Origin of the sequence: Agaricicola taiwanensis (assembly GCF_014635245.1) — a bacterium.
GTDB lineage: Bacteria > Pseudomonadota > Alphaproteobacteria > Rhizobiales > Methylopilaceae > Agaricicola > Agaricicola taiwanensis.
In genome coordinates this window covers 1,163,837-1,185,399 of sequence record NZ_BMCP01000001.1, presented here as the reverse complement: position 1 = coordinate 1,185,399, position 21,563 = coordinate 1,163,837, and the positions used below count along the sequence as shown (strand labels likewise).

Below are 21,563 nucleotides of genomic sequence, written 5' to 3'. Positions count from 1 at the left end.
CGCGCTAATCCGCGCGGAAGTGCTTGGACAGCTTCAGCTTCTGGGCCTGATAATTGGAGCCCAGGGTTTCACCATAGAGCGTCTCGGAGGGGGCGTTCAGCCGCTCATAGACCAGGCGGCCGACGGTCTGCCCATGCTCGACGATGAAGGGCACTTCGTGGCTTCGCACTTCCAGCACCGCGCGTGAGCCATGCCCCCCCGAAGCGGTATGGCCGAAGCCGGGGTCGAAGAAACCGGCGTAATGCACGCGGAACTCACCAACGAGGGGGTCGAAAGGCACCATCTCAGCCGCATAGCCTGGCGGCACGTGAACAGCTTCGTTGGAGGCGAGGATATAAAATTCGCCAGGATCCAGAACCAGCTGCCGCTTCTTGACGTGGACGGCTTCCCAGAAATCGTCGACCGCATAGCCGGCGACCCGGTCGACATCGATGACGCCGGTGTGTCGCTTGGCGCGATAGCCGACGAGGCCATCGGGGCCCAGGCCGGCGAGGTCGATGGTGACAGAAATGCCGTCGCGCAGGTCGGGCTCGTTGGTGTCGACCAGCCGATCGCTGGCCTGTAGTGCGGCCGTCTCTTCCGCCGTGAGAATGGCATGGCCCTGCCGAAAACGCAGCTGCGTCAGCCGCGAGCCGGTCCGGACAAGCACCGGGAAGGTGCGCGGGCTGACCTCCGCCCAGAGTGCGCCCGTGTAGCCGTCGGGAACGCTGTCGAAGGCGCGGCCGCCGTCAGCGATGACGCGGGTGAAGACATCAAGCCGTCCCGTCGAGCTTTTGGGGTTGGTCAGGGCCGCCAGGCCATGCGGCAGGTCCAGATGCTCCAGGAGTGGCACCAGATAGACGCAGCCCGTTTCCAGCACCGCGCCTTCGGTCAGATCGATCTCGTGGAGCTTCAGATCGTCAACGCGGCTTTCAACGGTGCGGCCCTGTCCGGGCAGGAAGCTGGCGCGCATGCGATAGGCTCGGGTACCAAGGCGCAGGTCCAGGCTGGCAGGCTGGATCTGGCGATCCGCCAGCGGCCGTTCGAGGCGGATGACGCCGTCATCCACCAGTTTCGCGATCGCCTGTCCCGGCAGAATGCCGTCTGTCATGTCCGCCACGTTCGTTTGTCCTCTGGTTCCTCTAGCGGATCGGCGGCGGAAGGCCAAGCAGCCGCGGCCGTGCTCGTGAACTGCCACGACCAGAAGCTGCCGCCATCCACTATTTTCGGAAGGCCGCCTGGCCCGAGGAAAGCGTCGTCAGCAGGACCGTCCTTGACGACAGCCAATTTGTTCTTTTAAAGGAACGCAAGACATCGTGGTGATTTGGCCGGCCGGCTTGCAGCCACGTAAAACAATTCGCTAAAAGGTCGTGCGCGGGTGAGGATGTCAGGCCTCGCGAACGGCCGGACTTTCAGGACGTTGCCCCGTGACCAAAACCTCTCTTCCCGACAGTGCCCGCCCCGCCACCCGCGCCGTTCATGGCGGCGGAGACCGTTCTCATTTCGGTGAACTCTCCGAGGCGCTCTTTCTGACCTCAAGCTTCACCTATGACACCATGGAAGCCTCCGTCGCGCGTTTCGCGGGCGAAAACCCCGGGTTCACCTACACACGAACCGGCAATCCGACCATCGCCATGTTCGAAGAGCGCATGGCACTGCTGGAAGGTGCACCGGCGGCCCGCGCCACGGCGACCGGCATGGCCGCGGTCAATGCGGCCTTCCTCAGCCTTCTCAAGGCCGGCGATCACGTCATTTCCGCCCGCCAGATCTTCGGCTCGTGTCGCTGGCTGGTGCGAGAGTTGCTTCCCAAGCTCGGCATCGCCGTCACCATGGTCGATCTTACCGACATCGGCGCCTGGCGCGCCGCGGTGAGGCCGGAAACCCGGCTGCTGTTTCTGGAGACCCCCGCCAATCCGACGCTGGAGATCGCCGATCTCTCGGTCTTGTCCAAGATCGCGAAGGAGGCCGATGCGCTGCTTGTGGCCGATAATGCGCTGGCCAGTCCCGCCGTCCAGAACCCCTACCGCCTCGGGGCAGACGTCGTGACCTATTCCGCCACCAAGCACATCGACGGCCATGGCCGCTGTCTCGGCGGCATCATCCTCAGCGACGAGAAGCGCATCAATGACCTGATTGCCCCTTTCCTGCGGCACAGTGGTGGCTCGCTGAGCCCGTTCAACGCCTGGGTGCTGCTGAAGAGCCTGGAAAGCATCTCGCTGCGGGTGGAGCGTCAGGCCTCAACGGCGCTGCGGATCGCGCAGGAACTCAAGAAACATCCAAAGGTCAAACGGGTCGCATATCCCGGACTTCCCGATCATCCGCAAGCCGAGGTCGTCAAGCGCCAGATGGCCAGTGGCGGAACGGTTCTGGCGCTCGAACTCGCCGATCAGGCGCAGTCGTTCCGCTTTGCCAACGGGCTGAAGGTGATCCGGATCTCCAACAACTTCGGTGATGCCAAGAGCATCGTGACCCATCCCTTTTCCACCACACACCAGCATGTGCCGGCGGAGGAGAAGCCGCAGCTCGGTATCACGCCCGGTCTTCTGCGCATGTCGGCGGGCCTTGAAGACCCCGATGATCTCGTCGAGGACGTGTTGCAGGCCCTCGAAACCGTTTAACCGTTCGGCGGTTGACCGGTTGGCACGCACATCGCAAGGTGCAGGCCGCGCGTGACAGGCGAGGCCTTTGACCATGTATTATGCGACGACACGCGGGATCGAGGTGCTTGTAACACCGCGTTATCTGCCGCAGCGCTCGAAACCACGCGAGCAGCAATATGCCTTCTCCTACACCATCATCATTTCCAACCGCAGCAAGCGGACGGTGCAGCTTCTCACACGGCACTGGCGCGTCACCGACGAGACGGGCCAGACGCGTGAGGTGCATGGTGATGGGGTCGTTGGCGAACAACCGGTTCTGGCGCCGGGTGAAACCTTCGAGTACACCAGCGGCGTTCCCCTGCCCACTCCCACTGGCATGATGTTCGGCACCTATGGCATGCGCTCCGATAAGGGCGAAGAGTTCCACATCGAAATTCCCGCGTTCTCGCTGGATGCGGACGGCGCTCGACGCGTCGTGAACTGACGTCCAGTGATCGATCTTCGCCCCATCAACGCCATCCTGGGTTTGTTCGTGACGCTTCTCGGCGCCATGATGCTGCTGCCGGCGCTTGTCGATCTTCTTGCCGGTTCCGACGACTGGTCGGTCTTCGCCGCCTCGTCCGCCGTATCCATCTTCATTGGCGTCGCGCTTTATTCTTCGGGTCGGACAAAGGAGCCGCCGAAGCTCAACGTGCGCCAGGCCTTCCTCCTGACGACACTGTCGTGGAGCGTGCTGGCGCTGTTTGCGTCACTTCCCTTCATGTGGTCTCAGCTTAACCTGAGCTTTGGCGGCGCCGTCTTCGAGGCCATGTCCGGACTGACCACCACCGGCAGTAGTGTCATCACGGGCCTCGACGCGCTTCCGCCGGGACTGCTGCTCTGGCGTGCCCTGCTGCACTTTTACGGCGGCATAGGCATCATCGTCATCGCACTGGCGGTCCTGCCCATGTTGCGCGTCGGCGGAATGCAGCTCTTCCGGACTGAATCGTCCGACAAGTCCGAGAAGATGTTCCCGGCCGCGGCCCAGATCGCCGCGTCGACGTTCGGGATCTATGCCGGGCTCAATCTCCTTTGCATTGTCGCTTATACACTGGCCGGTATGACGGCATTCGACGCCGTGCTGCACGGCATGTCCACGGTGGCGACCGGCGGCTTTTCAAGTCACGATGCATCGCTCGGCTACTATGACAGCCCCACGATCGAGTGGATTGCCACGCTGTTCATGATTTCAGGAGCGCTGCCCTTCGCGCTTTATATACAGGTGCTCCGAGGGCGGCCGGCGCAGCTCACCCGTAACCCAGAAGTCCGGCTCTTTCTGATCATCGTTGCGGTCGTCGCCGTGCTTCTGGTGATCTATCAGGAACGCAGTGGTATCGCACACGGTCAGACCGCTGTCCGTCACGCCATCTTCCATGTGGTCAACCTCATGTCGACCACGGGCTTCGCGATCGTCGACTATTCCGCCTGGGGAGCCTTTTCCGACGCGCTCTTTTTCTGCGTCATGTTTCTAGGCGGCTGCATGGGCTCGACCGCCGGCGGGTTCAAGATGTTCCGCCTCATCGTTGTCGCCAAGACGACGCTTCAGCAGTTCATGCAGATGCTTTATCCCAATGGTATCTTCCCGCTAACCTATGACCGCCGGCCCATGGGCGACGACGTATCATCATCGGTCTTCGCTTTCTCAATGCTTTACGTGGCAGTGTTTATCTTTGTCGCGGTCACGCTTGCAGCGTCCGGTCTTGATTTCATCACCGCTTTGTCCGCGTCGATTTCGGCATTGGGCAACGTGGGTCCCGGTCTTGGTCCGCTGGTCGGCCCCGCCGGCAACTTCTCCACCATCGGAGAGGGCAACCTCTGGCTGCTGTCCTTCACCATGCTGGTGGGGCGGCTGGAGCTCTTCACCGTGCTGGTGCTCGTGCTGCCCCGCTTCTGGCGGTCATAACATCAGCGCGTCAGCCGGAGATTTGCGAGATCCTTGGCGATCTTGGCAAAGGCCGGTTCAAGGCTGCCGCTGCGGCCCACCTCGAACGTATGCTCACTGTCCGTCGCACAGTTGCGCAGCAGCTGGCGGCTATATGCGTCGTTCACTCCGAGCGCGATGACATAGATTTCAATGCCCGCGTTCTTCGCGTTGGTGCAGGCGAGAGACATGCGGTCATCGAGAAATGCATTTGCCGCGTCGACGTTCGTGTCGTTGGGAATGCGCCCGTAGCGTAGCGAACCATAGGAGGAGTAGTGCGTACCGAAGGGTGAAACGTCCTCTCGAATGAGACCATTATTGCCATCGCTGAGCAGCACCATGATCTTATCGATGTCTCCATAAGGAGCACCTTCAGTAAAAGGCGCCCCCGGAGACAGGACACGCATACCCCACGCCACACCCTCCGCCGTATTGGTGCCGGAGCCCTCATAATATTGAAGGCTGCTGATGCGCGCGCTGATCTGATCATAATCGTTGGTCAGTGGCAGGACTGGGTCCGGGCATGCCCTATTGGGACCTTTCATGTAGGGCGGCGTCTCGTCGATGTTGAGCGTCTTTCCAGGACGGTATTTTTCGATCGAATAGGCTCTGCCCCATCGGTGAGTTTGGAGATTCGAGTCCGCCGGATAAGGCGTATCGATCAGATAGTTGTTGGACACCTCGGGATCCGGCGAGCTGTCGAGATCGGGGCCGTCGGGCCAGAAGTAGGCAGGCCAGAGCGTATCGGGGTTGGAAGCAGAGGGCGGCGTGTCGTTGACATCGAGGGGCTCGGGACGTGCCTCGACGCAGCCCTTCCAGGGCACTCCAATCAACTCGAAAAGGTGTGTGTTGCTGATCTTCTTTGGATTGACCCAGTCGCAGGGCTCATAGAACACGAACTTGTAGGGAGCCGCGGGGTGAGCCTGGGCTTGAGATACCTGAAAGATGCCGGCGAGCCGGTCCAAGGCTTCCTGCCACGGCGATCCTTCAAGCCAGCCATTGTCGTTATCTCCGCCGCCACCGACCACCTCGCCATCGTCCAATGATGGGCACTCAGGGACGGCTTTCCTCGCGACATAGATGTTGCGAAGGTTGATCGCGTTGTATTTCGCGTCCCCCTCGGTGTCGATCCAGTTCATGTAGCCCGATGGCGTGCCGATGTTCACGGCGCCGACGAAAGGCACGAGCGCGATCTTTGCGGCGCTGCTCGACCCGTTGGATGTCAACTTATCGACGAAGTTCTGCGCCGCGCTGCGCAGGTCCGCCATGTTGTCGATCATGGAATCGGTCACATCCAGGGCGAGCGCGACTTCGACCGGCTTCGCGCTCGAGGCGATCACAGCGGCTTTCGCGCCGACATCGATGGTATCGATGTTGATCACGCGCAGCAGGTTGGTCTCGACCGTCGCCTTCGCCGAGGCCTCGATACCATCTCCGATCAGCGCCACATCGATCGCCAGCGTGTCGGTGATCTCCTGCGGCAAACCCGCTGTCATGAGAAAGGCGCGCAACCGTTGTTTGATGGCTTCCTTCAGAGCGGCGTCGTCGCTCGTTCCGAACTCGCTCGTGTTCGTTGCTGCGGAAAGAAGCCCGCCATCGAGTGAAGCCTGCAAATTCGTCCGCACGCGGCTGGCGTTTGTATAGTCGACGGCAAATCCCATGGCCGCCACCAATACAACAGCCACCAGGGCCGAAATAATTGCAATATTACCCCGCTCGTCGGCTGCAAGGCGCCTGGCTGTTCTCCGAAGACAAGATTGCATCGACACAAACCTCTTCCTGCGACCGCCTTATCAAGGCATGGAATTGTTAAAACTCCCCCTTTGCAGGGATATGACGCCGCAGTTCTGCCCGGATGCTGAACCGAATCTGAACGTGACACTCACGGGCAGTTCAGCCACCAGGGCCCATGATCTTTTCCAAAGCTTGAGTTTGGAGAGGTACGTCATGTTACGCAGGTTGGTTCTCATCGCCGCCGCGGTCGTAAGCCTCGGCATCGGCGGCTCCATCGCGTCGGCGGTCCCAGCCGCGGCGCAGGGCTTCTACTTCGGCTTCCATGATGGTCCTGGCTATCGCCACCATGGACCCCGGCACCGGCATTGGCGGCACGGCCCACCGCCGCGTTATTACCACGGCCGGCGGCACCGCCCGCGGAATTGCGAGCGTGTTCGGGTGCGCTTCTTCGATGGCTACAGCTGGCGGGTGCGCACGGAACGCCGCTGCTATCGCGGCTGGTAACGGCTAGGTCGTAGGCGCCGTTGCCTACGCGGCGCGGGCCAGCTCCGCTCAAATGCCGCGCCCTGATGGATGGCGCGCGCCTCCGGCGTAAATAGGTTTTCCATCGTGTTCAAAATCAAGGGCCGCTCCAGCACGAGCGGCCCTTTCGCATTTTTGACGCCAGCGATGATGACACGTGAGGCGCTGGCATTCGCATGGGGCTGCACCGGCGCGACCACCAGGCTGCCGAAGCCTGCCATGGCCGTCAGGATACCAGCGAGCGCGTCAGCCCGATGGATCAGGGTGAGGACGCCCCCCGGCCTCAGAACGCGATGAGCGGTCTCGATCCACGCTTCTACCAAGCCTTCCTCTCCGATACGCGCCCGAGCCGTGCGGGGGTCCGGCGATCTCTTGGCGGCCGGCGGGTAGAATGGCGGGTTCATGGCAACGTGATCAAAACTGCCGGGGGCGAGATTCGCGGTTTCGACATTGGCTTCCACGACATCGGCCAGGACATGGTTGGCGGAAACATTCTGCCGCGCCAGCTCGGCAAGGAAGCCATCAATCTCCACGAGGGTCAGCCTGCAATCGGGGCAACGTGCAGCCACCATGAGACCGACGCTGCCGACGCCGGCGCCGAAATCAGCGATGGTCTGACCGCTGTCCGCCTGTACCGCAGCCGCAAGCAAGACGGCATCGGTGCCGGCACGATGTCCGCGCGCAGGCTGGCGCACCAGGAGGCGCCCATTCAGCAGGCGATCTTCCGTCGTCAGTTCACGGTCGGTCATCGCGCAGCTCATGGCCAAGACCGTGATCGCGCAGGAGACGGCGCGCCTTCAAATTATGATCCTCATCGACAAGAAGCCGGCGCGGGATCGCCCCGATTGATCCATCAAGCACGCTCATGTGGCCATCCAGCAGCAGGTATTCTATCCCCGCCTCCTGGAGCAGGGACTGGACGTAGGAAAGAAGGACGACGTCGTTGGTGCGGATCAATTCGTGCATAAAGCTTTCCCTGCGGCGATCGGCTTCTTGTGGACGGCTTGCCGTGACCGCCCCATATTCTCTACTGTCCGCACGGGTTTAAACCAAAGGAAAGCCTCTACGTGGGTGTTGTTCTGCCGTTGGATGAACCACGACCGGAGCGGTCGTCGGGCATCGAGAAGCTGAGCGGGCTCGTCGCCGCTAACATGCAGCGCGTTAACGCGCTGATTCTCAGCCGCGTTGGATCCGACGTCGAGATGATTCCGGAGGTCGCCAATCACCTCATTTCGTCCGGTGGAAAGCGAATCCGCCCCATGCTGACGCTCGCCGGCGGCATGCTCTCGGACTATGAAGGCGACGGGGATGTGAAACTGGCCGCCGCCGTGGAGTTCATGCACACGGCAACCCTGCTCCACGACGATGTGGTTGACGAAAGCGACATGCGCCGCGGCAAGAATGCCGCGCGCCTGGTGTGGGGCAACGCCGCCAGCGTGCTGGTGGGAGACTTCCTTCTCGGCCAGGCCTTCAAGATGATGGTCGAAGTCGGTTCGCTTGAATCGCTGGACATTCTGGCGACGGCGGCCGCGGTCATCGCCGAAGGCGAGGTGCTTCAACTTTCCACGGCCAAGAACACCGCCACCAGCGAAGATGATTACCTGGCCGTGGTGCGTGCGAAAACGGCGGAACTGTTCGCCGCCGCCTGCGAGGTCGGGCCGGCAATGGCAGGGCGCCCGAAAGCGGAACGTGCCGCCTGCCGCTCCTATGGCATGAATTTGGGGATCGCCTTCCAGCTGATCGATGACGCGCTCGATTACGGCGGCTCGGAAGCCAAGCTGGGCAAGAAGGTCGGCGACGATTTCCGCGAGGGCAAGATCACGCTGCCCATCGTTCTCGCCTTCCGTCGTGGCGATGACGAGGAACGAGCCTTCTGGACGCGGGCGCTCGTGGAAGGTGGCGCCGTTGACGGCGATCTCGAACGCGCCCTGCAGATCCTGACCCACCACGAGGCTCTCCGCGACACACTGCTGCGGGCGCGGCACTATGGTTCAATGGCTCGTGACGCGCTCGGTCTCTTCCCGCCATCACCCATCAAGGCGGCTCTTCTGGAGACGGTCGATTTCGTCGTTGAACGCGCCCATTAGCGAGCTCAGCGCAGCATCGTCGTCGTGACCCACCAGCCCGCATGTTCGGCAGCCATCCGGCCGGTTGCCGCCGCGGCAGCAGCCTCGCTGCCGTAGAGCGCGAAGACGGTGGCCCCGGAACCGGACATCCGGACCAGATCAGCGCCTTCGGTGGCCGTCAGAGCGTCGATCACCTCCTCGATGGCAGGTGCGAGGCCAATCGCCGGCGGCTCCAGATCATTTGCCGCGCCTGCAAGGTATGAGAGTGCTGCCGCGTAATCGGCGCCGCTGGGCAATTCCGAGGCATGACCACCAGCGACGCTCTCCCCTGGCCGTAAGCCGAGCTTTCCGAAAACCGCCGGCGTCGATAGGGCCAGGCGAGGGTTGACCAGCACGGCAGGCAGCGGCGGAAGGACCATGGCCGGCCCCAGGTTTTCTCCCCTGCCGCGCATGATCCGCGCCTTCCGCTCGATGCAGACCGGCACGTCCGATCCGATCGCCTCCCCGGCCTCCCGCAGGCGTGGGTCATCGAGGGTCAGTTCATTGAGCCTCGCGAGGAGGCGCAGCGCCGCGGCCGCATCGGATGATCCGCCACCCAATCCCGCCGCAACCGGCAGGTTCTTGTGAAGCGAAAAGACACCGCCGCGCAGTCCGGGAATGCGCGTCTTAAGCTCGCGATGAGCCTTGAGGATAAGGTTCTCGGTGGCGTCGCCGAGGAGACCGGCATGGCTCCCCGCCACGTCCAGCCTCGTCTCATGACCTGGCGAAAGCCAGACTTCGTCTCCCACATCGGCGAAGGCGACGAGACTTTCCAAATCGTGGAAGCCATCGTTCCGGCGGCCAAGGACGCGCAGGGTGAGATTGACCTTCGCGGGGGCCTCCTCCCGCAGGCGTTGGTCCGGCATTCGAACGTTTCCCGCGCTCAGCGTTCCGGAAGTTTAAGGACCTGGCCGGGGATCAACCTGTTGGGGTTGCGCTGGAGCGTCTCGTTCGCCCGGATAAGCTCGGGATAGCGGTTGCCGTCTCCTAAAATTTCCTCGGAGATGATCCAGAGCGTGTCGCCGGGCCGCACCGTGAAGGTTCCCTCTGCGACCACGGGGGTCGCCGTCGGGACAGCCTGTGTGGCGGCCATGGTGTCCTTCGGCTCGGCATCCTCGCCGGCGCGCTCTTCGGCACGTTTCCTCTCAAGCTCCGTTTCGACCGGCTCCAGTCCTTCGGCAAGCTTGCGCTCGATCAGCGCCAGCTTCTCCTCGTCGGGCTTCAGATCCCGGGCGTGAGCCCATTGAAATCGCGCTTCCAGCTTCCGTCCGACCTTCCAGTAGGCGTCGCCGAGGTGATCGTTGATTTCCCACGACTGCGGACGCAGGTCGATCGCCCGTTCCAGCTCGGTCACCGCATCCTCGTAGCGGCCGAGGCGGTAATAAGCCCAACCCAAGCTGTCGACGATGTCTCCATCGTTAGGGCGCAGTTCCACGGCGGACCGGATGAGCTCCAGGCCCTTGTCCACATTGATGTGCCGGTCGACCCAGGAATAGCCCAGATAGTTCAGCACTGTCGCCTGTTCGCTCGACAGTTCGACCGCCTTCTCCAGGTCCGCTTGCGCTTTGTTCCATTGCTTCGCCCCGTCGTAGGCAACAGCGCGCGCGAAGAACAGCGACCAGTGCTGCGGCTTCGGCTCGTCCAATGTGGCGATGGCGCGGGTATAGACCTTGGCGGCCTCGGCATATTTCTTGTCGCGATGAAGCAGCCCACCGAGCGCAACATAGGCATCGAGATCGTTGGGCGCACGATAGATCAGCGTTTCGAGCTGGGCCCGCGCTTCCTTCATCTTCTCCAACGCGGCGAGGTTGACCGCGACACGCACTTCGGCATCGCGCTTATAAACGGATTTCACCGGCAGCCGTTGGTAGGCATCAATGGCCATCTGCGTCTGCCCGATCGTTTCGGACAGATCCGCGAGGGTCAGCAGAGCCAGTTCATGATCGGGCACCAAATAAAGCGCCAGCTGCAGATAGACCTGTGAGATCTCGGCCGATTCACTGCGGTTCGCGAGACGGCCGAAGCTGAAAAGCACCTCCGCGATCCCGTCACGCGCGCTGCGCACGGCCGGCCCGGGAATCTTGCCGCTTTCCAGATCCGCCAGAGCCGCACCGGATCTTGGATCATTCGGGAAAGCCTGCAGCACCGCCGTATAAATAGATTTTGCCTCATCGACGCGCTTGGCGCGCGCCAGCCAGCGTGCATAGGCGTCGGCGACGAGGAAGGTGTTGGGATCAACCTGATAGGCCGCTTCCAGACGCTTGCCTGCCTCGTCATTGAGGCCTGCCGCATCCGCCATGAGGCCCGAATGCAGGTCGCGCAGGTAGTCGGTCAATTCATTGCCGGAGAGCTTATTGAAAGTCTCCAGCGCCTTGCTGGCGTCGCCGGAAGCGTACCAAGCCCATCCGGTTACCAGCGTCGCGGCCACATCCGGCGTCGCGGCGTTGAGCGCCGGCTCCAGGTACCGCCGCGCCGATTCCAACTGACGTGTCTTGATTGCCTTGATCGCCAGCGCGAGCTGAGCCACCCGGTTGCTCGGATCGGACGCGGAAACACGCCTTGCCAGGTTGGTGGCCTGATCTATTTCACCCGCGGCAAGGGTTGAGCGAAACGTGCGGTCCAGCAGTTCCGCGTTCTTCGGGTCGGCACGCAAGGCGGCCTGGAGGAAAGTCGCCGCGGCGTCCGCATCGCGCTGGATGGCGGCATAGCGGCCGGCGAGATAGTTGCCGGCGGCGGAACCGTCCTGCGCGAGCGCGATGACGTCATCAATACTCGTCGGAGCCGCGGATGCGACCGCCGGGCCGAACGCGATGATAAAGGCAGCCGTTCGGATTATTCGACGCGACACGTTTCCCGCCCTCCAGGATATGACCGGCGCACGATCAGCCGGCTTTCCTGCACCATGGCTCCTCGCTGCGGCGAGGACAAGGCATAGATCGTGGCAAAGAGGTCACATGTTCGCGTAGTTCGGCCCACCTCCGCCTTCCGGCGCTACCCATGTGATGTTGGCGTTCGGATCCTTGATGTCGCAGGTTTTGCAGTGAACGCAGTTCTGCGCATTGATCACGAAGCGGGCATCGGCTCCGGGCTCTTCGACCCACTCATAGACGCCGGCCGGGCAGTACCGCTGAGACGGGCCGGCATAAACGTCATGTTCCGAATTCTTCTGCAGCGCCATGTCCGCCACCTTCAGATGCGGCGGCTGGTCCTCCTCGTGATTCGTCGAGGAGAGGAAGACCGACGACAGCTTGTCGAAAGTGATGACGCCATCAGGTTTCGGATAGGCGATCCGGGCGCATTCGGACGCGGGTTTGAGGGTCTGCCAGTCAGGCTTGCCGTGCTTCAAGGTGCCGAAAAAGGAGAACTTCGCAAGAGCGTTGGTCCACATGTCGAGGCCACCCAACATGACGCCGATGCGCGTGCCGAATTTCGACCAAAGCGGCTTCACATTACGGACGGGGAACAGATCCTTCCCGACCGCGGACTCGCGCCAGCTGTTCTCGTAGGCATCCAGCGTATCGTGGCTTCGGCCGGCGGCCAGCGCATCGAAAACATTGTTGGCGGCGAGCATGCCGGTGGCGATCGCATTGTGGCTGCCCTTGATGCGCGGCACATTGATGAAGCCAGCGGCACAGCCGATCAACGCCCCACCGGGGAAGACCAGCTTCGGCACCGACTGCCATCCGCCTTCCGTGATGGCGCGGGCGCCATAGGAGATTCGTTTGCCTCCCTCGAAGGTGTCGCGCAGCGCCGGGTGCAGCTTCATGCGCTGGAATTCGTCGAATGGCGAGAGGTAAGGATTTTGATAGTTGAGGTGGACCACGAAACCAACGGCAACAAGGTTGTCGCCGAAGTGGTAGAGGAATGAACCTCCGCCGGTCGCGTCGTCCAAAGGCCATCCCATGGAGTGCTGCACGAGACCCGGCTTGTGCTTCTCCGGCGCCACCTGCCACAGTTCCTTCAGGCCGATGCCGAACTTCTGCGGTTCCCGGCCCTCATCCAGCGTGAACTGTTTGATGAGCTGCTTGGAGAGCTGGCCACGCGCGCCTTCGGCGAACAGCGTGTATTTCGCCCGCAGCTCCATACCGCGCGTGTAGGCGGCATTGGGCTGCCCGTCGCGGCCGACGCCCATATCGCCGGTGGCAACGCCGATGACGTTGCCGGTGGAATCATAAAGCACTTCATTGGCGGCAAAGCCTGGATAGATCTCGACCCCCAGGGCCTCCGCGCGGGTGGCGAGCCATTTGCAGACGTTGGAGAGCGAGCCGATGAAACAGCTGTGGTTCGACATGAACTTCGGCATCAGCCCGGTGGGCAATCCGAAAGAGCCCGTCTCGGTCAGATAGAGGAAACGATCGTCGGTCACCTCGGTTGTGAGCGGACGATCATCCGCCTCACGCCAATCCGGAAGCAGGGCATCGAGCCCCGAGGGATCGATGACGGCGCCGGAGAGAATGTGGGCGCCCACTTCCGAGCCCTTCTCGACCACCACCACCGAAAGATCGGTTCCAGCCTCCTCGGCGCGTTGACGGAGCCGGATCGCAGCAGCGAGACCGGCAGGGCCCGCGCCTACGATCACCACATCGAAATCCATGCCCTCGCGTTCGGGAAGTTCAGTGGCGGTCGTGTCGCTCATGATTTCCTCTGCTTTTCATCCGCCGGCCATAGGCCGCAGATTGGAATTCTTCTCAACTATGCTTCTGGGATATCCGACGCCAATCGGCAAGTCCGAGACATCCAGATCATCTGTATACAATTGCATACCGTCGCTGCCAAACCAAAAAGTCACCAATGGTCACAAAATCGCCCGCTGGCGCCCTATCCTTCCGCACTCGACGTCCACGGGGGTGAACGTTCTCGCGTGGCCTGATTGACCGATCTTTCGGCCGTTCATTTTGCACGCCGGTTACATCTCATTCGATGGCTTCCTCTCCCCCTGCATCGTCATCCCGCCTATCCGACACAAGCCGACTGCCCGCTCTTGATTCCCTTCGCGGCGTATTTGCGCTGATCGTCGTCCTCCATCACTTCATCCTGGCCCTGGTGCCAGGATCGGCCAGCCTGCTCGCAATGCTGAGGGAAACCCCCGCCGCCGCCTTCATGGCGGGCCGTGCGCCAGTGATCGTCTTTTTCGTGCTGAGCGGCTTTGTCCTGATGCTGCCCTTCGCGCGCGGCCGGCACCAGACCTATGGAATTTATGCCCTGCGGCGCCTCACCCGCATCTACATCCCCTTCGCCTGCTCCATCCTTCTGGCAGCAATGCTCTACAAGCTGTCATCACCCGGTGAGATCGAGGCTCTCACCGCCTGGTTCAACGAAGCGTCATGGGACACGGCTCCCCAGCCCATCATCCTCCTCAAGCATCTCGCCATGACCGGCCGATGGGAGGATATGCGGCTCAATCCGGTAATGTGGAGCCTGGTTCACGAGCTGCGCATCTCGCTGGTCTTCCCCCTCATAGCTGCGCTCGCCCTGCGTTCGCAGACCGCTGCACTCACCGTTGCCTGTGCTTTCTACGTCATCGGGTTTCATGGCGCCTTGATCGTAGAAGGCAACATCACGACCTCGCTGCTCGACACGCTGCGCTTTTCGGCCTTCTTCATCATTGGCGCCATCATGGCGCTGCGCCTGCCAGCGCTCGTGGCCTGGGCCTCTGGCTTGAGCCGCATCGGTTTCGCCGCCTCGCTCGGAGGCGCCATGTGCCTATTCTCCCTGAAGCCGGGTTTCATGACCGAGATGCTGTTTGCCGGCGCCGCCGTAGGGGTCATCGCACTCGCGGCCGGAGCGTCGCCCGCCAGGAACCTGCTGAACTGTGCTCCATTGCGGTGGCTGGGCCGCGTGTCCTACACGCTTTACCTCGTCCACATGCCGGTCATGCTGGCGATCTTTCATCTGGCCGACGGTCACCTGGGGCTGGCGCCGACGACGGCCATTGCCGCCGCCAGTGTCTTGCTGGCCAGCGAGCTGTTCTACCGGCTGTTCGAGAAGCCGAGCCATCTGTTGGCAAGAGCCTTCTCTGGCACCAAGACAGCGAATCCGGCACTTCAATCGGCGCCGGAACCGGCGCGGGATCTGTGACATCCGGCGACACCTGCAAAAGATCTGCAACCTTGCAGGATCGTGCTAGAAAACGACCATGACCAACGCTGATCCACCGCTTCTGGACACCGAAGAGGCTTTCCGCCTCCTTGAGTGGTATCAGGCCATGGGCGTGGATATCGCCATCGGCGAAGAAGGGCGTGACCGCTTCGCCGAGTTACCGGCAAAACGGCTCGCGGCACCATCTGTCGCTTCGCCTCCGCTCATTCCGGTCACCGCGGTACCGGCCGAAAGCAATGTTCTGGCCGCCTCGGCGGAGGAAAATGTCATGGCTGCGCGAGCCGCTGCGACAAAGGCGCAGAGCCTCGATGAGCTACGGGCTCTTCTGGAGGCCTTCGACGGCTGTGCGCTGAAGATGACGGCAACCCGGCTCGTCTTTTCCGACGGAGCGCCGGGTGCGCGCCTGATGCTGATAGGTGAAGCTCCCGGCCGCGACGAGGATCGCGAGGGCCGCCCTTTCGTTGGGCGCTCGGGACAGTTGCTCGACAAGATGCTCGCCGCCATCGGCCTCGATCGCGCAGCGGTTTACATCGCCAATGTGGTGCCGTGGCGGCCACCCGGAAACCGCACACCGACCCCGCAGGAGACCCAGATCTGCCTGCCCTTCATCCAGCGTCAGATCGAACTTGCGGAACCCGACGTCGTGGTTTTTCTCGGCGGTTCCGCGGCCCAGTCGATGCTGAGGACCTCCGAGGGCATCTTGCGGCTGCGCGGACGCTGGCACGACTATGCGGTGGGCGGAAGCAACATCAGGGCCATGGCGACCCTGCATCCGGCTTTCCTGCTGCGCAGCCCTCTGCAGAAACGGCTTGCCTGGCGAGACTTCCTTGCCATCAAGAAGGCCCTTGCCTGATGCGCGTTCTTGTCACCGGCGCCACCGGTTTCGTCGGACAGGGCCTTGTGCCGGCGCTTATTGCCGCCGGGCATAGTGTGCGGGTCGCCTTGCGAGAACCCGGACCTTTGCCCCCCGGCGTCGAAGCGGCAGTGATCGGCGATCTATCGCGCCCCATCAATCGCTCCTTCATGCTGGAAGGCACAGACGCCGTGGTTCATGCCGCAGGTATTGCTCATCAGGGGCCGGATGTGCCGGAAGAGCTTTACCGGCGCGTCAACACCGAGGCCACCGTGGAAATCGCCAAGGCGGCCGCGCGCGCTGGCGTCAGACGCTTCGTCTTTCTCTCTTCGATCCGAGCCCAGAGCGGCCCCTCCTCCGAGGAGATCCTGACAGAGGACATCTCTTCGGGACCAACCGATCCCTACGGCCGCTCCAAACAGGCTGCCGAACAGGCACTTTCAGAGATCGACGTGCCGAGTGTCATCCTTCGCCCGGTTCTCATCCACGGACCAGGCGTCCGTTACAATATGGCGGCGCTGATGAAGCTTGCCGCGTCGCCCTGGCCGCTCCCTCTCAGCAGCCTCACTGCCAAGCGCTCCATCGTCGCGCGCGATCATCTCGCGGATGCGGTCCTGCTTGCGCTGCGCAGCGATAAAATGGCGGGAGAGACCTACATCGTCGCCGATCCAGAGCCGCTGACCGTTGGCGAAATGATCGCATCGCTCCGGCGGGGGCTGGGCAAACCTGCCTTGCTGTTCGGTGTTCCTGCCGGCCTGTTGTCCGCTGCGGCCACCCTTGCCAATCGCCAGGAGCAGATCGAGCGTTTGATGTCGCCGCTCGTTGCCCGGCCTGACAAGCTGCTCGCAGCAGGATGGCAGCCGCGTCTTTCCGCAGCCGAGGCTCTGGCGAAGACGGCGGGTTCGAAGCCGATGGCCGCTTAGGCGGCTTCCGGCTCGACGGCGCGCTCAACCCCCACGGACGCGGCCACGTCAGCACGTTCGATGCTCCGCCACCAGATAAAGAGGATGCCGATCAGGCTGATCCACCAGGCCTGCCACGCTCCATGGCTGATGCAGGCGATCGCGAAGACAGCGGCAAAGGTGGCGGACGCATAGGGTTTCAGGTGCATCGGGAGACGTTCCATACGGAACAGGAGAACCGTAAGCAAAGCCGCGAAGATCAGTACTCCTGTCAGACCAAGCTCAAACCAGATCTGCAGCGGAGCATTATGCGGATGCCCATACTTCAAAAGCTCGATTGCCTCGGCTGACAACCCCCGTTCGGCACTCGAATTGATGGTGAAACGGCTTGCTTCGATGCCAAAACCGAAAATCGGATGTTCCCGGCCAATGTCGGCATAGATGCGCCAGATCTCCCCGCGGACTTCGGAGCTGGCGCTACTCATTTTTTCATGGAGCGCCTGCGGGATGATGCTGTTCGCCTGAGGAGCCAGCAGGGGCATCGCCAAAGACACCAGGATCGCGCCGACCCCGACGATCCGAACCGCCGCAACCGGAAAGCACAGAGCCGCACCCAGGACAGCGAGGGCCACAAAAATACCCAGCACAGATGCACCGCTGTCCGACTGGATCGACGTCACGACGACGAGAACCACGAGGGGTAACCACAACATCCGCGAGCCAAGCATCCTGGCGTAAAGGATGGCGATCGGCGTCAGTACCACCACCGTGACGACCACGCGGTTGAGGCGGAACGCTCCTTCCGGCGGTTGCCCCAGCAGCGTAAGAATGCCGCCGTTGGTCATCAATTCGATCAACAGCAAGACCGATGCGACCGTCAGGCTGATCATCAACGTGCGGGTGGCCGCTCCGGGCTTGAAATCCGGCGCAGCGCAGAGGGCGAAAAGGATAAGAACGGCGTTTCCTGTGAGCTGCAGCGCATAGCCAACAGCAAAAGCCTGATCCGGGGCCCAGGTCGTCGAGATCCAGATAACCACCAGCCCCGCCATGACGAGCGCGGCGACGGGCGAGGTCACGGACTGCCGGATCCGGCGCCAGAGCAGCACCCCTCCGCCTTCCGACACACGAGCGGCGATGGACGCCAGAGTGAACAGCACCAGCATCAGGGGTGATGAGCGTGTGGATAAGACCGCCACAACCGGGGTTGCCCCCAGCAGGATCAGGGCCAAGCGATCCATTTTTGGGGCAAGCTGAGGCGCAATCATGGATCGCAGGGGCATGGGTAACCGTTTGAGACGTGATTCTGCAACTCGGGAGATCCGTGGTTAGCCGTAACTTCCGTGATTTTCCATATCTTCCGGGCGTTTCTCGTTTTACAGCCGAAGCTTGTCGCGTGTAGAGGATAGGGTCACCGCCAGGCAGAGGCTTATTGTTGAAACCGTCGTCTACCCAGCTCAAGCGCGGCCTTGCTGCCCTGCATGACGTCGCCATGGCGGCCATCGCCTTCTTCCTGGCCATGCTGTTCCGATATGGAACGGACAACCTGCCGCCGCTCAGCGACCTTACCATTCCGACCGCGACCTTCGCGATGGTGGCCGCGGTGGTCTTCCGCATTTTCGGCCTCGGCCGCGGGATCTGGCGGTTTGCTTCGCTCACCGACCTTCGCGCCATTGTGGTGGCGACGACGACCACTGTCTTCGTCTTTCTTGTCGCCATGTTCCTCATCAACAGGCTGACCTTCATTCCGCGATCGGTCCCGGCGATCACATGGTTCGTGTTGATCGTGCTGCTCGCGGGTCCCCGCCTTGCCTACCGCGTGGTGCGCGACGGCGGCCTTTCCTCCCTGACGGGCCTCGTATCCGGCAAAGCACGTGAAAAGCAGGTGCGCCTCCTGATCATCGGAACGGCGCTGGAGGCGGACCGTGTCATGCGCCGTTTCGGCCTTGAGGGCGGTGAGCGCTATCAGGTCGTCGGGATTGTTGATTCCAAGGGCAAGACCAAGGGGCGCAGCGTCAGAGGCGTACCACTGCTGGGCAGCGTCGCCCAACTGGACGGGGTCCTCAAGGATCTGGCGCAGCGGGGCCTCAAACCCAATGCTTTCGTCATCACTGCCCCGCGTGAGAGCCGCGAGCAACTCCAGGCGGTGGCGGCTATCGCGGCACCACGAGGCATTGCCATCACCCGCGTTGCCGAGACACCGCAGCTGCTCGGCGGCCCGCCCAGCCTTGAAGCCATCACCCTGGATGATCTCCTGGGGCGTGCGCCGGTCAAGCTCGACCTCGCCAGGATGCGCGAGTTGGTGGAGGGACGCACCGTCATGGTCACGGGTGCGGGAGGCAGTATCGGTTCGGAAATCACCCGCCAGGTGGCAGCCTATGCTCCGCGCCGGCTGCTCCTGGTCGACAACGGCGAGTTCAACCTCTATCGGATAGACCGCGAGGTTGCCGAACTTCTGCCTTCCCTCGATCGCGCTGCCATTATCGCCGACGTAAGGGACCGGGAGACCATCTTCCGGCTGATCGGACTGGAAAGGCCTGACATCATCTTTCACGCGGCGGCGCTGAAGCATGTGCCGCTGGTGGAGGCGAACGTACCGGAAGGCGTGCTGACGAATGTGGTCGGCACGCGCAATGTCGCCGATGCAGCCGTGGCAGCCGGCGCACAAGCCATGGTGATGATCTCGACGGACAAGGCTATTCGACCGACGAGCGTCATGGGCGCCACCAAACGCGTGGCGGAAATCCATTGCCAGGCGCTCGATGTCGATCCCGGGCAGACGACGCGCTTCATCACCGTGCGCTTCGGAAATGTTCTTGGCTCCACGGGATCGGTCGTGCCGCTGTTCGAGCACCAGATCCGCGCGGGCGGGCCGGTCACCGTCACGCATCCGGAGATGCGGCGCTATTTCATGACCATCCGGGAGGCGACCGAGCTCGTGCTGCAGGCCGCTGCTCATGGCCTTGCCACCGAGACCGATCGCGGCCGCATCTTCGTTCTCGACATGGGGGAACCGGTCAAGATCGTCGATCTCGCCCGCACGATGATTGCGCTTGCAGGCCGCCGGCCCGACATCGACATCGCCATCGAGTTCACCGGCCTCAGACCTGGCGAGAAGCTGTTTGAAGAACTGTTTGATCGGGACGAGGCGACGGAGGCCACCGCAACAGAAGGCGTCTTCGTGGCATCGCCGCGTCTGACCGATCGCGCAGCTATCTCCCGGGCCATCGACCGCATCGAACAGGCCGCGCGCGCCGGCGACGGACCAGTCATCCGCGCACTGCTGCAGGATGTCGTTCCAGAAATGCTTGTTCCTGACGTTCAGACGCAGCCGCTTCCTTCCCAACGTCTTCCGGAAGCGGAAGCGAGCCACCGGCTGCACTGAGCTAACGCTCGCTCATCTACTCCTAGGAACCGGCAGACGTGAGTTACGATACCTTTTACTTCGCTGCGTTTCTTGCCGTCACTTTCTGCCTATTTCAGCTCCTTCCGTGGAAGGGTTGGGTGCTGCTTGTTGCCAGCGCCGTTTTCTATTCCGTGGCAGGCCTTCACGATTCCCTGCTCGCTGCGGCTATCATTCTGGCGAACTACGGCTTTCAATTCGCCGTAATTCAGCGCAAGGCATTTCTGTGGCCCGTTCTTGCGGTTAACTTCGGTTGCCTGGCCTATTTTAAATACCGGGCCTTTTTCGCTCACGCTGCGGGGTTGGACCTCTTTTCAGGTGGAATTATTATTCCGCTGGGTATCTCATTCTATATCTTTCAGCTTTCCGCATTTGTCATCGACCTCGCGCACGGAAAGGCAGAGCCCTTTCGCTCCCTTGCGAAGTTCACGCTGTTCAAGCTTTTTTTTGGACAGTTGGTGGCGGGACCCATCATGCGGTGGTCCCGGTTTGGGCCGCAGATTGATCGCCTTTTCGACAAAGGGCGCGCGCGGCCCCAGTTGATCTCACTCGGTCTTGGTCTCTGTGTGCTTGGCCTTTTCAAGAAAATCATCCTGGCAGATTCACTGGCTCCGATTGTCGACAGCATATTCAGCCAGGGTCCTTCGGACCCGGCGACGGCCTGGCTCGGCGCTTGGCTGTTCGGATTTCAGATCTATCTCGATTTTTCGGCCTATTCCGAAATGGCGCTCGGCCTCGGCTTTCTCTTCGGGCTGCGGTTAGCGATCAACTTTCGGCAGCCCTATCTCGTCCGGAATCCGCTTCAGTTTTGGCGCCACTGGCACATCACTTTGTCCCGATGGATCCAAGACTATCTTTACATCCCACTTGGCGGTCGCAGTGGGTCACCACTGCGCCAGGGTGCCGTGCTCGTGCTCGTCATGTCTCTTGCTGGTCTTTGGCACGGGCCCAACTGGACTTTCATAGCCTGGGGACTCGGTTGGGCGCTACTCACCGTCACCTGGCGGTTTGGTGGGTCGCTCCTTGCTCGGCTTGGCCCATTCGAATGGGCGCTCACCCTGGCCCTCGTTATGATCCTATGGGTCTTCTTCCGAGCCAGCGACCTCCGTGAGGCCGTGTTGTTCATCGCCACCATGTTCGGCGGTGCGCCTTCGGGCGATTACACGTTGCCGTCGGCCTACTTTGATCGCCTCCTGATCCTCACAGGGGCGTCAGGTCTCCTCGCTCTTCATGCCGGTGAGCGCTGGCTCTTTTCGGCAGCACAGGTGCGTCGCATGATCCGCTTCGATGGACCTTTCCTTCGCGCCCTCCTTCTCGGCCTCGCCCTTCTTCTCGTGATGGTCCCAAAGACCGCCGGCAATCCCTTTATCTATTTCCGGTTCTAGGACATGAGAACTTTACTGCGCACC

At 62.1% G+C, this 21,563-nt stretch carries 18 protein-coding genes and 1 riboswitch; of the genes, 10 read left to right on the top strand and 8 right to left on the bottom strand.

Features of this window, described 5'->3' with window-relative positions:
* Positions 1–4: 4 nt before the first annotated feature.
* A complete protein-coding gene (locus IEV58_RS05610; RefSeq protein WP_188409101.1) occupies positions 5–1,090 on the bottom strand; it encodes a 2'-deoxycytidine 5'-triphosphate deaminase in 1,086 nt (361 codons plus the stop codon).
* Positions 1,091–1,285: 195 nt separating this feature from the next.
* A riboswitch (SAM riboswitch) is annotated at positions 1,286–1,363 on the top strand.
* Between the two features lie 43 nt (positions 1,364–1,406).
* On the opposite strand from IEV58_RS05610, the gene metZ reads away from it, so the two are divergent.
* The 3 genes from metZ to IEV58_RS05595 all read left to right on the top strand — a co-directional run bounded on the left by metZ (position 1,407) and on the right by IEV58_RS05595 (position 4,521).
* Complete coding sequence (metZ, locus tag IEV58_RS05605; protein ID WP_188408674.1) at positions 1,407–2,597, top strand: O-succinylhomoserine sulfhydrylase; 1,191 nt, start codon at positions 1,407–1,409, stop codon at positions 2,595–2,597.
* Between the two features lie 73 nt (positions 2,598–2,670).
* Entirely contained in the window at positions 2,671–3,063 is a 393-nt protein-coding gene (gene apaG, locus IEV58_RS05600) for a Co2+/Mg2+ efflux facilitator ApaG/CorD (RefSeq protein ID WP_188409100.1), read from the top strand.
* Positions 3,064–3,069: 6 nt separating this feature from the next.
* Positions 3,070–4,521, top strand: coding sequence for a TrkH family potassium uptake protein (locus IEV58_RS05595; RefSeq protein ID WP_188408673.1), 1,452 nt, complete (start codon positions 3,070–3,072; stop codon positions 4,519–4,521).
* A gap of 2 nt (positions 4,522–4,523) precedes the next feature.
* Here the strand turns inward: IEV58_RS05595 and IEV58_RS05590 are convergent, their stop codons facing one another.
* Positions 4,524–6,302: a TadE/TadG family type IV pilus assembly protein gene (locus tag IEV58_RS05590; protein WP_268235563.1), complete on the bottom strand. Its 1,779-nt coding sequence runs from the start codon at positions 6,300–6,302 to the stop codon at positions 4,524–4,526.
* A gap of 184 nt (positions 6,303–6,486) precedes the next feature.
* Between IEV58_RS05590 and IEV58_RS05585 the strand changes: the two genes are divergently transcribed.
* Entirely contained in the window at positions 6,487–6,777 is a 291-nt protein-coding gene (locus IEV58_RS05585) for a hypothetical protein (protein WP_188408671.1), read from the top strand.
* Here IEV58_RS05585 and IEV58_RS05580 read toward each other — a convergent pair.
* Together IEV58_RS05580 and IEV58_RS05575 are read right to left on the bottom strand one after the other, a co-directional pair.
* Positions 6,762–7,544, bottom strand: a complete 783-nt coding sequence (locus tag IEV58_RS05580) for a tRNA1(Val) (adenine(37)-N6)-methyltransferase (RefSeq protein ID WP_188408670.1) — start codon at positions 7,542–7,544, stop codon at positions 6,762–6,764. The two genes, IEV58_RS05585 and IEV58_RS05580, sit on opposite strands and share 16 nt — an antisense overlap.
* Positions 7,531–7,761 carry a putative signal transducing protein gene (locus tag IEV58_RS05575; RefSeq protein ID WP_188408669.1) on the bottom strand — a complete coding sequence of 77 codons (231 nt, stop codon included), beginning with the start codon at positions 7,759–7,761 and terminating at the stop codon, positions 7,531–7,533. The genes IEV58_RS05580 and IEV58_RS05575 overlap by 14 nt, the downstream gene beginning before the upstream one ends.
* 185 nt (positions 7,762–7,946) lie before the next feature.
* On the opposite strand from IEV58_RS05575, the gene IEV58_RS05570 reads away from it, so the two are divergent.
* A complete protein-coding gene (locus tag IEV58_RS05570; RefSeq protein WP_229729252.1) occupies positions 7,947–8,882 on the top strand; it encodes a polyprenyl synthetase family protein in 936 nt (311 codons plus the stop codon).
* A gap of 5 nt (positions 8,883–8,887) precedes the next feature.
* Here IEV58_RS05570 and IEV58_RS05565 read toward each other — a convergent pair whose 3' ends face one another.
* The 3 genes from IEV58_RS05565 to IEV58_RS05555 all read right to left on the bottom strand — a co-directional run bounded on the left by IEV58_RS05565 (position 8,888) and on the right by IEV58_RS05555 (position 13,536).
* Entirely contained in the window at positions 8,888–9,766 is an 879-nt protein-coding gene (locus tag IEV58_RS05565) for a 4-(cytidine 5'-diphospho)-2-C-methyl-D-erythritol kinase (RefSeq protein ID WP_188408667.1), read from the bottom strand.
* A gap of 17 nt (positions 9,767–9,783) precedes the next feature.
* Positions 9,784–11,748 (bottom strand): tetratricopeptide repeat protein, encoded by a 1,965-nt coding sequence (locus IEV58_RS05560; RefSeq protein WP_188408666.1) that lies wholly within the window; start codon positions 11,746–11,748, stop codon positions 9,784–9,786.
* A gap of 102 nt (positions 11,749–11,850) precedes the next feature.
* On the bottom strand, positions 11,851–13,536 hold the full coding sequence (locus tag IEV58_RS05555) for an electron transfer flavoprotein-ubiquinone oxidoreductase (RefSeq protein WP_188408665.1): 1,686 nt from the start codon (positions 13,534–13,536) through the stop codon (positions 11,851–11,853).
* A gap of 284 nt (positions 13,537–13,820) precedes the next feature.
* Here IEV58_RS05555 and IEV58_RS05550 point away from each other — a divergent pair, with 284 nt between their 5' ends.
* From IEV58_RS05550 to IEV58_RS05540, 3 genes are read left to right on the top strand one after another with little or no spacing between them, the layout of a single operon-like run.
* The gene (locus tag IEV58_RS05550) at positions 13,821–14,978 is read left to right on the top strand and encodes an acyltransferase family protein (RefSeq protein WP_188408664.1); all 1,158 of its coding nucleotides are present in this window, start codon (positions 13,821–13,823) and stop codon (positions 14,976–14,978) included.
* A gap of 58 nt (positions 14,979–15,036) precedes the next feature.
* Complete coding sequence (locus IEV58_RS05545) at positions 15,037–15,852, top strand: uracil-DNA glycosylase (protein WP_188408663.1); 816 nt, start codon at positions 15,037–15,039, stop codon at positions 15,850–15,852.
* Positions 15,852–16,775: an NAD-dependent epimerase/dehydratase family protein gene (locus IEV58_RS05540; protein ID WP_188408662.1), complete on the top strand. Its 924-nt coding sequence runs from the start codon at positions 15,852–15,854 to the stop codon at positions 16,773–16,775. The genes IEV58_RS05545 and IEV58_RS05540 overlap by 1 nt, the downstream gene beginning before the upstream one ends.
* On the opposite strand, the gene IEV58_RS05535 is transcribed toward IEV58_RS05540, so the two are convergent.
* Positions 16,772–17,992: an O-antigen ligase family protein gene (locus tag IEV58_RS05535; RefSeq protein WP_188408661.1), complete on the bottom strand. Its 1,221-nt coding sequence runs from the start codon at positions 17,990–17,992 to the stop codon at positions 16,772–16,774. The two genes, IEV58_RS05540 and IEV58_RS05535, sit on opposite strands and share 4 nt — an antisense overlap.
* Positions 17,993–18,186: 194 nt before the next feature.
* Between IEV58_RS05535 and IEV58_RS05530 the strand changes: the two genes are divergently transcribed.
* Together IEV58_RS05530 and IEV58_RS05525 are read left to right on the top strand one after the other, a co-directional pair.
* Complete coding sequence (locus IEV58_RS05530; RefSeq protein ID WP_229729199.1) at positions 18,187–20,136, top strand: polysaccharide biosynthesis protein; 1,950 nt, start codon at positions 18,187–18,189, stop codon at positions 20,134–20,136.
* 38 nt (positions 20,137–20,174) lie between these two features.
* Positions 20,175–21,539 (top strand): MBOAT family O-acyltransferase, encoded by a 1,365-nt coding sequence (locus IEV58_RS05525; protein WP_188408660.1) that lies wholly within the window; start codon positions 20,175–20,177, stop codon positions 21,537–21,539.
* The last annotated feature ends 24 nt before the right edge of the window (positions 21,540–21,563 follow it).

What these genes read in the sequence shown, in the direction of transcription:
- IEV58_RS05545 (WP_188408663.1), top strand. Translation starts at nt 15,037, where the DNA reads ATGACCAACGCTGATCCACCGCTTCTGGACACCGAAGAGGCTTTCCGC.
- IEV58_RS05535 (WP_188408661.1), bottom strand. Translation starts at nt 17,992, where the DNA reads ATGGATCGCTTGGCCCTGATCCTGCTGGGGGCAACCCCGGTTGTGGCG.
- IEV58_RS05555 (WP_188408665.1), bottom strand. Translation starts at nt 13,536, where the DNA reads ATGAGCGACACGACCGCCACTGAACTTCCCGAACGCGAGGGCATGGAT.
- IEV58_RS05575 (WP_188408669.1), bottom strand. Translation starts at nt 7,761, where the DNA reads ATGCACGAATTGATCCGCACCAACGACGTCGTCCTTCTTTCCTACGTC.
- apaG (WP_188409100.1), top strand. Translation starts at nt 2,671, where the DNA reads ATGTATTATGCGACGACACGCGGGATCGAGGTGCTTGTAACACCGCGT.
- IEV58_RS05585 (WP_188408671.1), top strand. Translation starts at nt 6,487, where the DNA reads ATGTTACGCAGGTTGGTTCTCATCGCCGCCGCGGTCGTAAGCCTCGGC.
- IEV58_RS05570 (WP_229729252.1), top strand. Translation starts at nt 7,947, where the DNA reads ATGCAGCGCGTTAACGCGCTGATTCTCAGCCGCGTTGGATCCGACGTC.
- IEV58_RS05580 (WP_188408670.1), bottom strand. Translation starts at nt 7,544, where the DNA reads ATGACCGACCGTGAACTGACGACGGAAGATCGCCTGCTGAATGGGCGC.
- IEV58_RS05550 (WP_188408664.1), top strand. Translation starts at nt 13,821, where the DNA reads ATGGCTTCCTCTCCCCCTGCATCGTCATCCCGCCTATCCGACACAAGC.
- IEV58_RS05540 (WP_188408662.1), top strand. Translation starts at nt 15,852, where the DNA reads ATGCGCGTTCTTGTCACCGGCGCCACCGGTTTCGTCGGACAGGGCCTT.
- IEV58_RS05565 (WP_188408667.1), bottom strand. Translation starts at nt 9,766, where the DNA reads ATGCCGGACCAACGCCTGCGGGAGGAGGCCCCCGCGAAGGTCAATCTC.
- IEV58_RS05590 (WP_268235563.1), bottom strand. Translation starts at nt 6,302, where the DNA reads ATGCAATCTTGTCTTCGGAGAACAGCCAGGCGCCTTGCAGCCGACGAG.
- IEV58_RS05610 (WP_188409101.1), bottom strand. Translation starts at nt 1,090, where the DNA reads ATGACAGACGGCATTCTGCCGGGACAGGCGATCGCGAAACTGGTGGAT.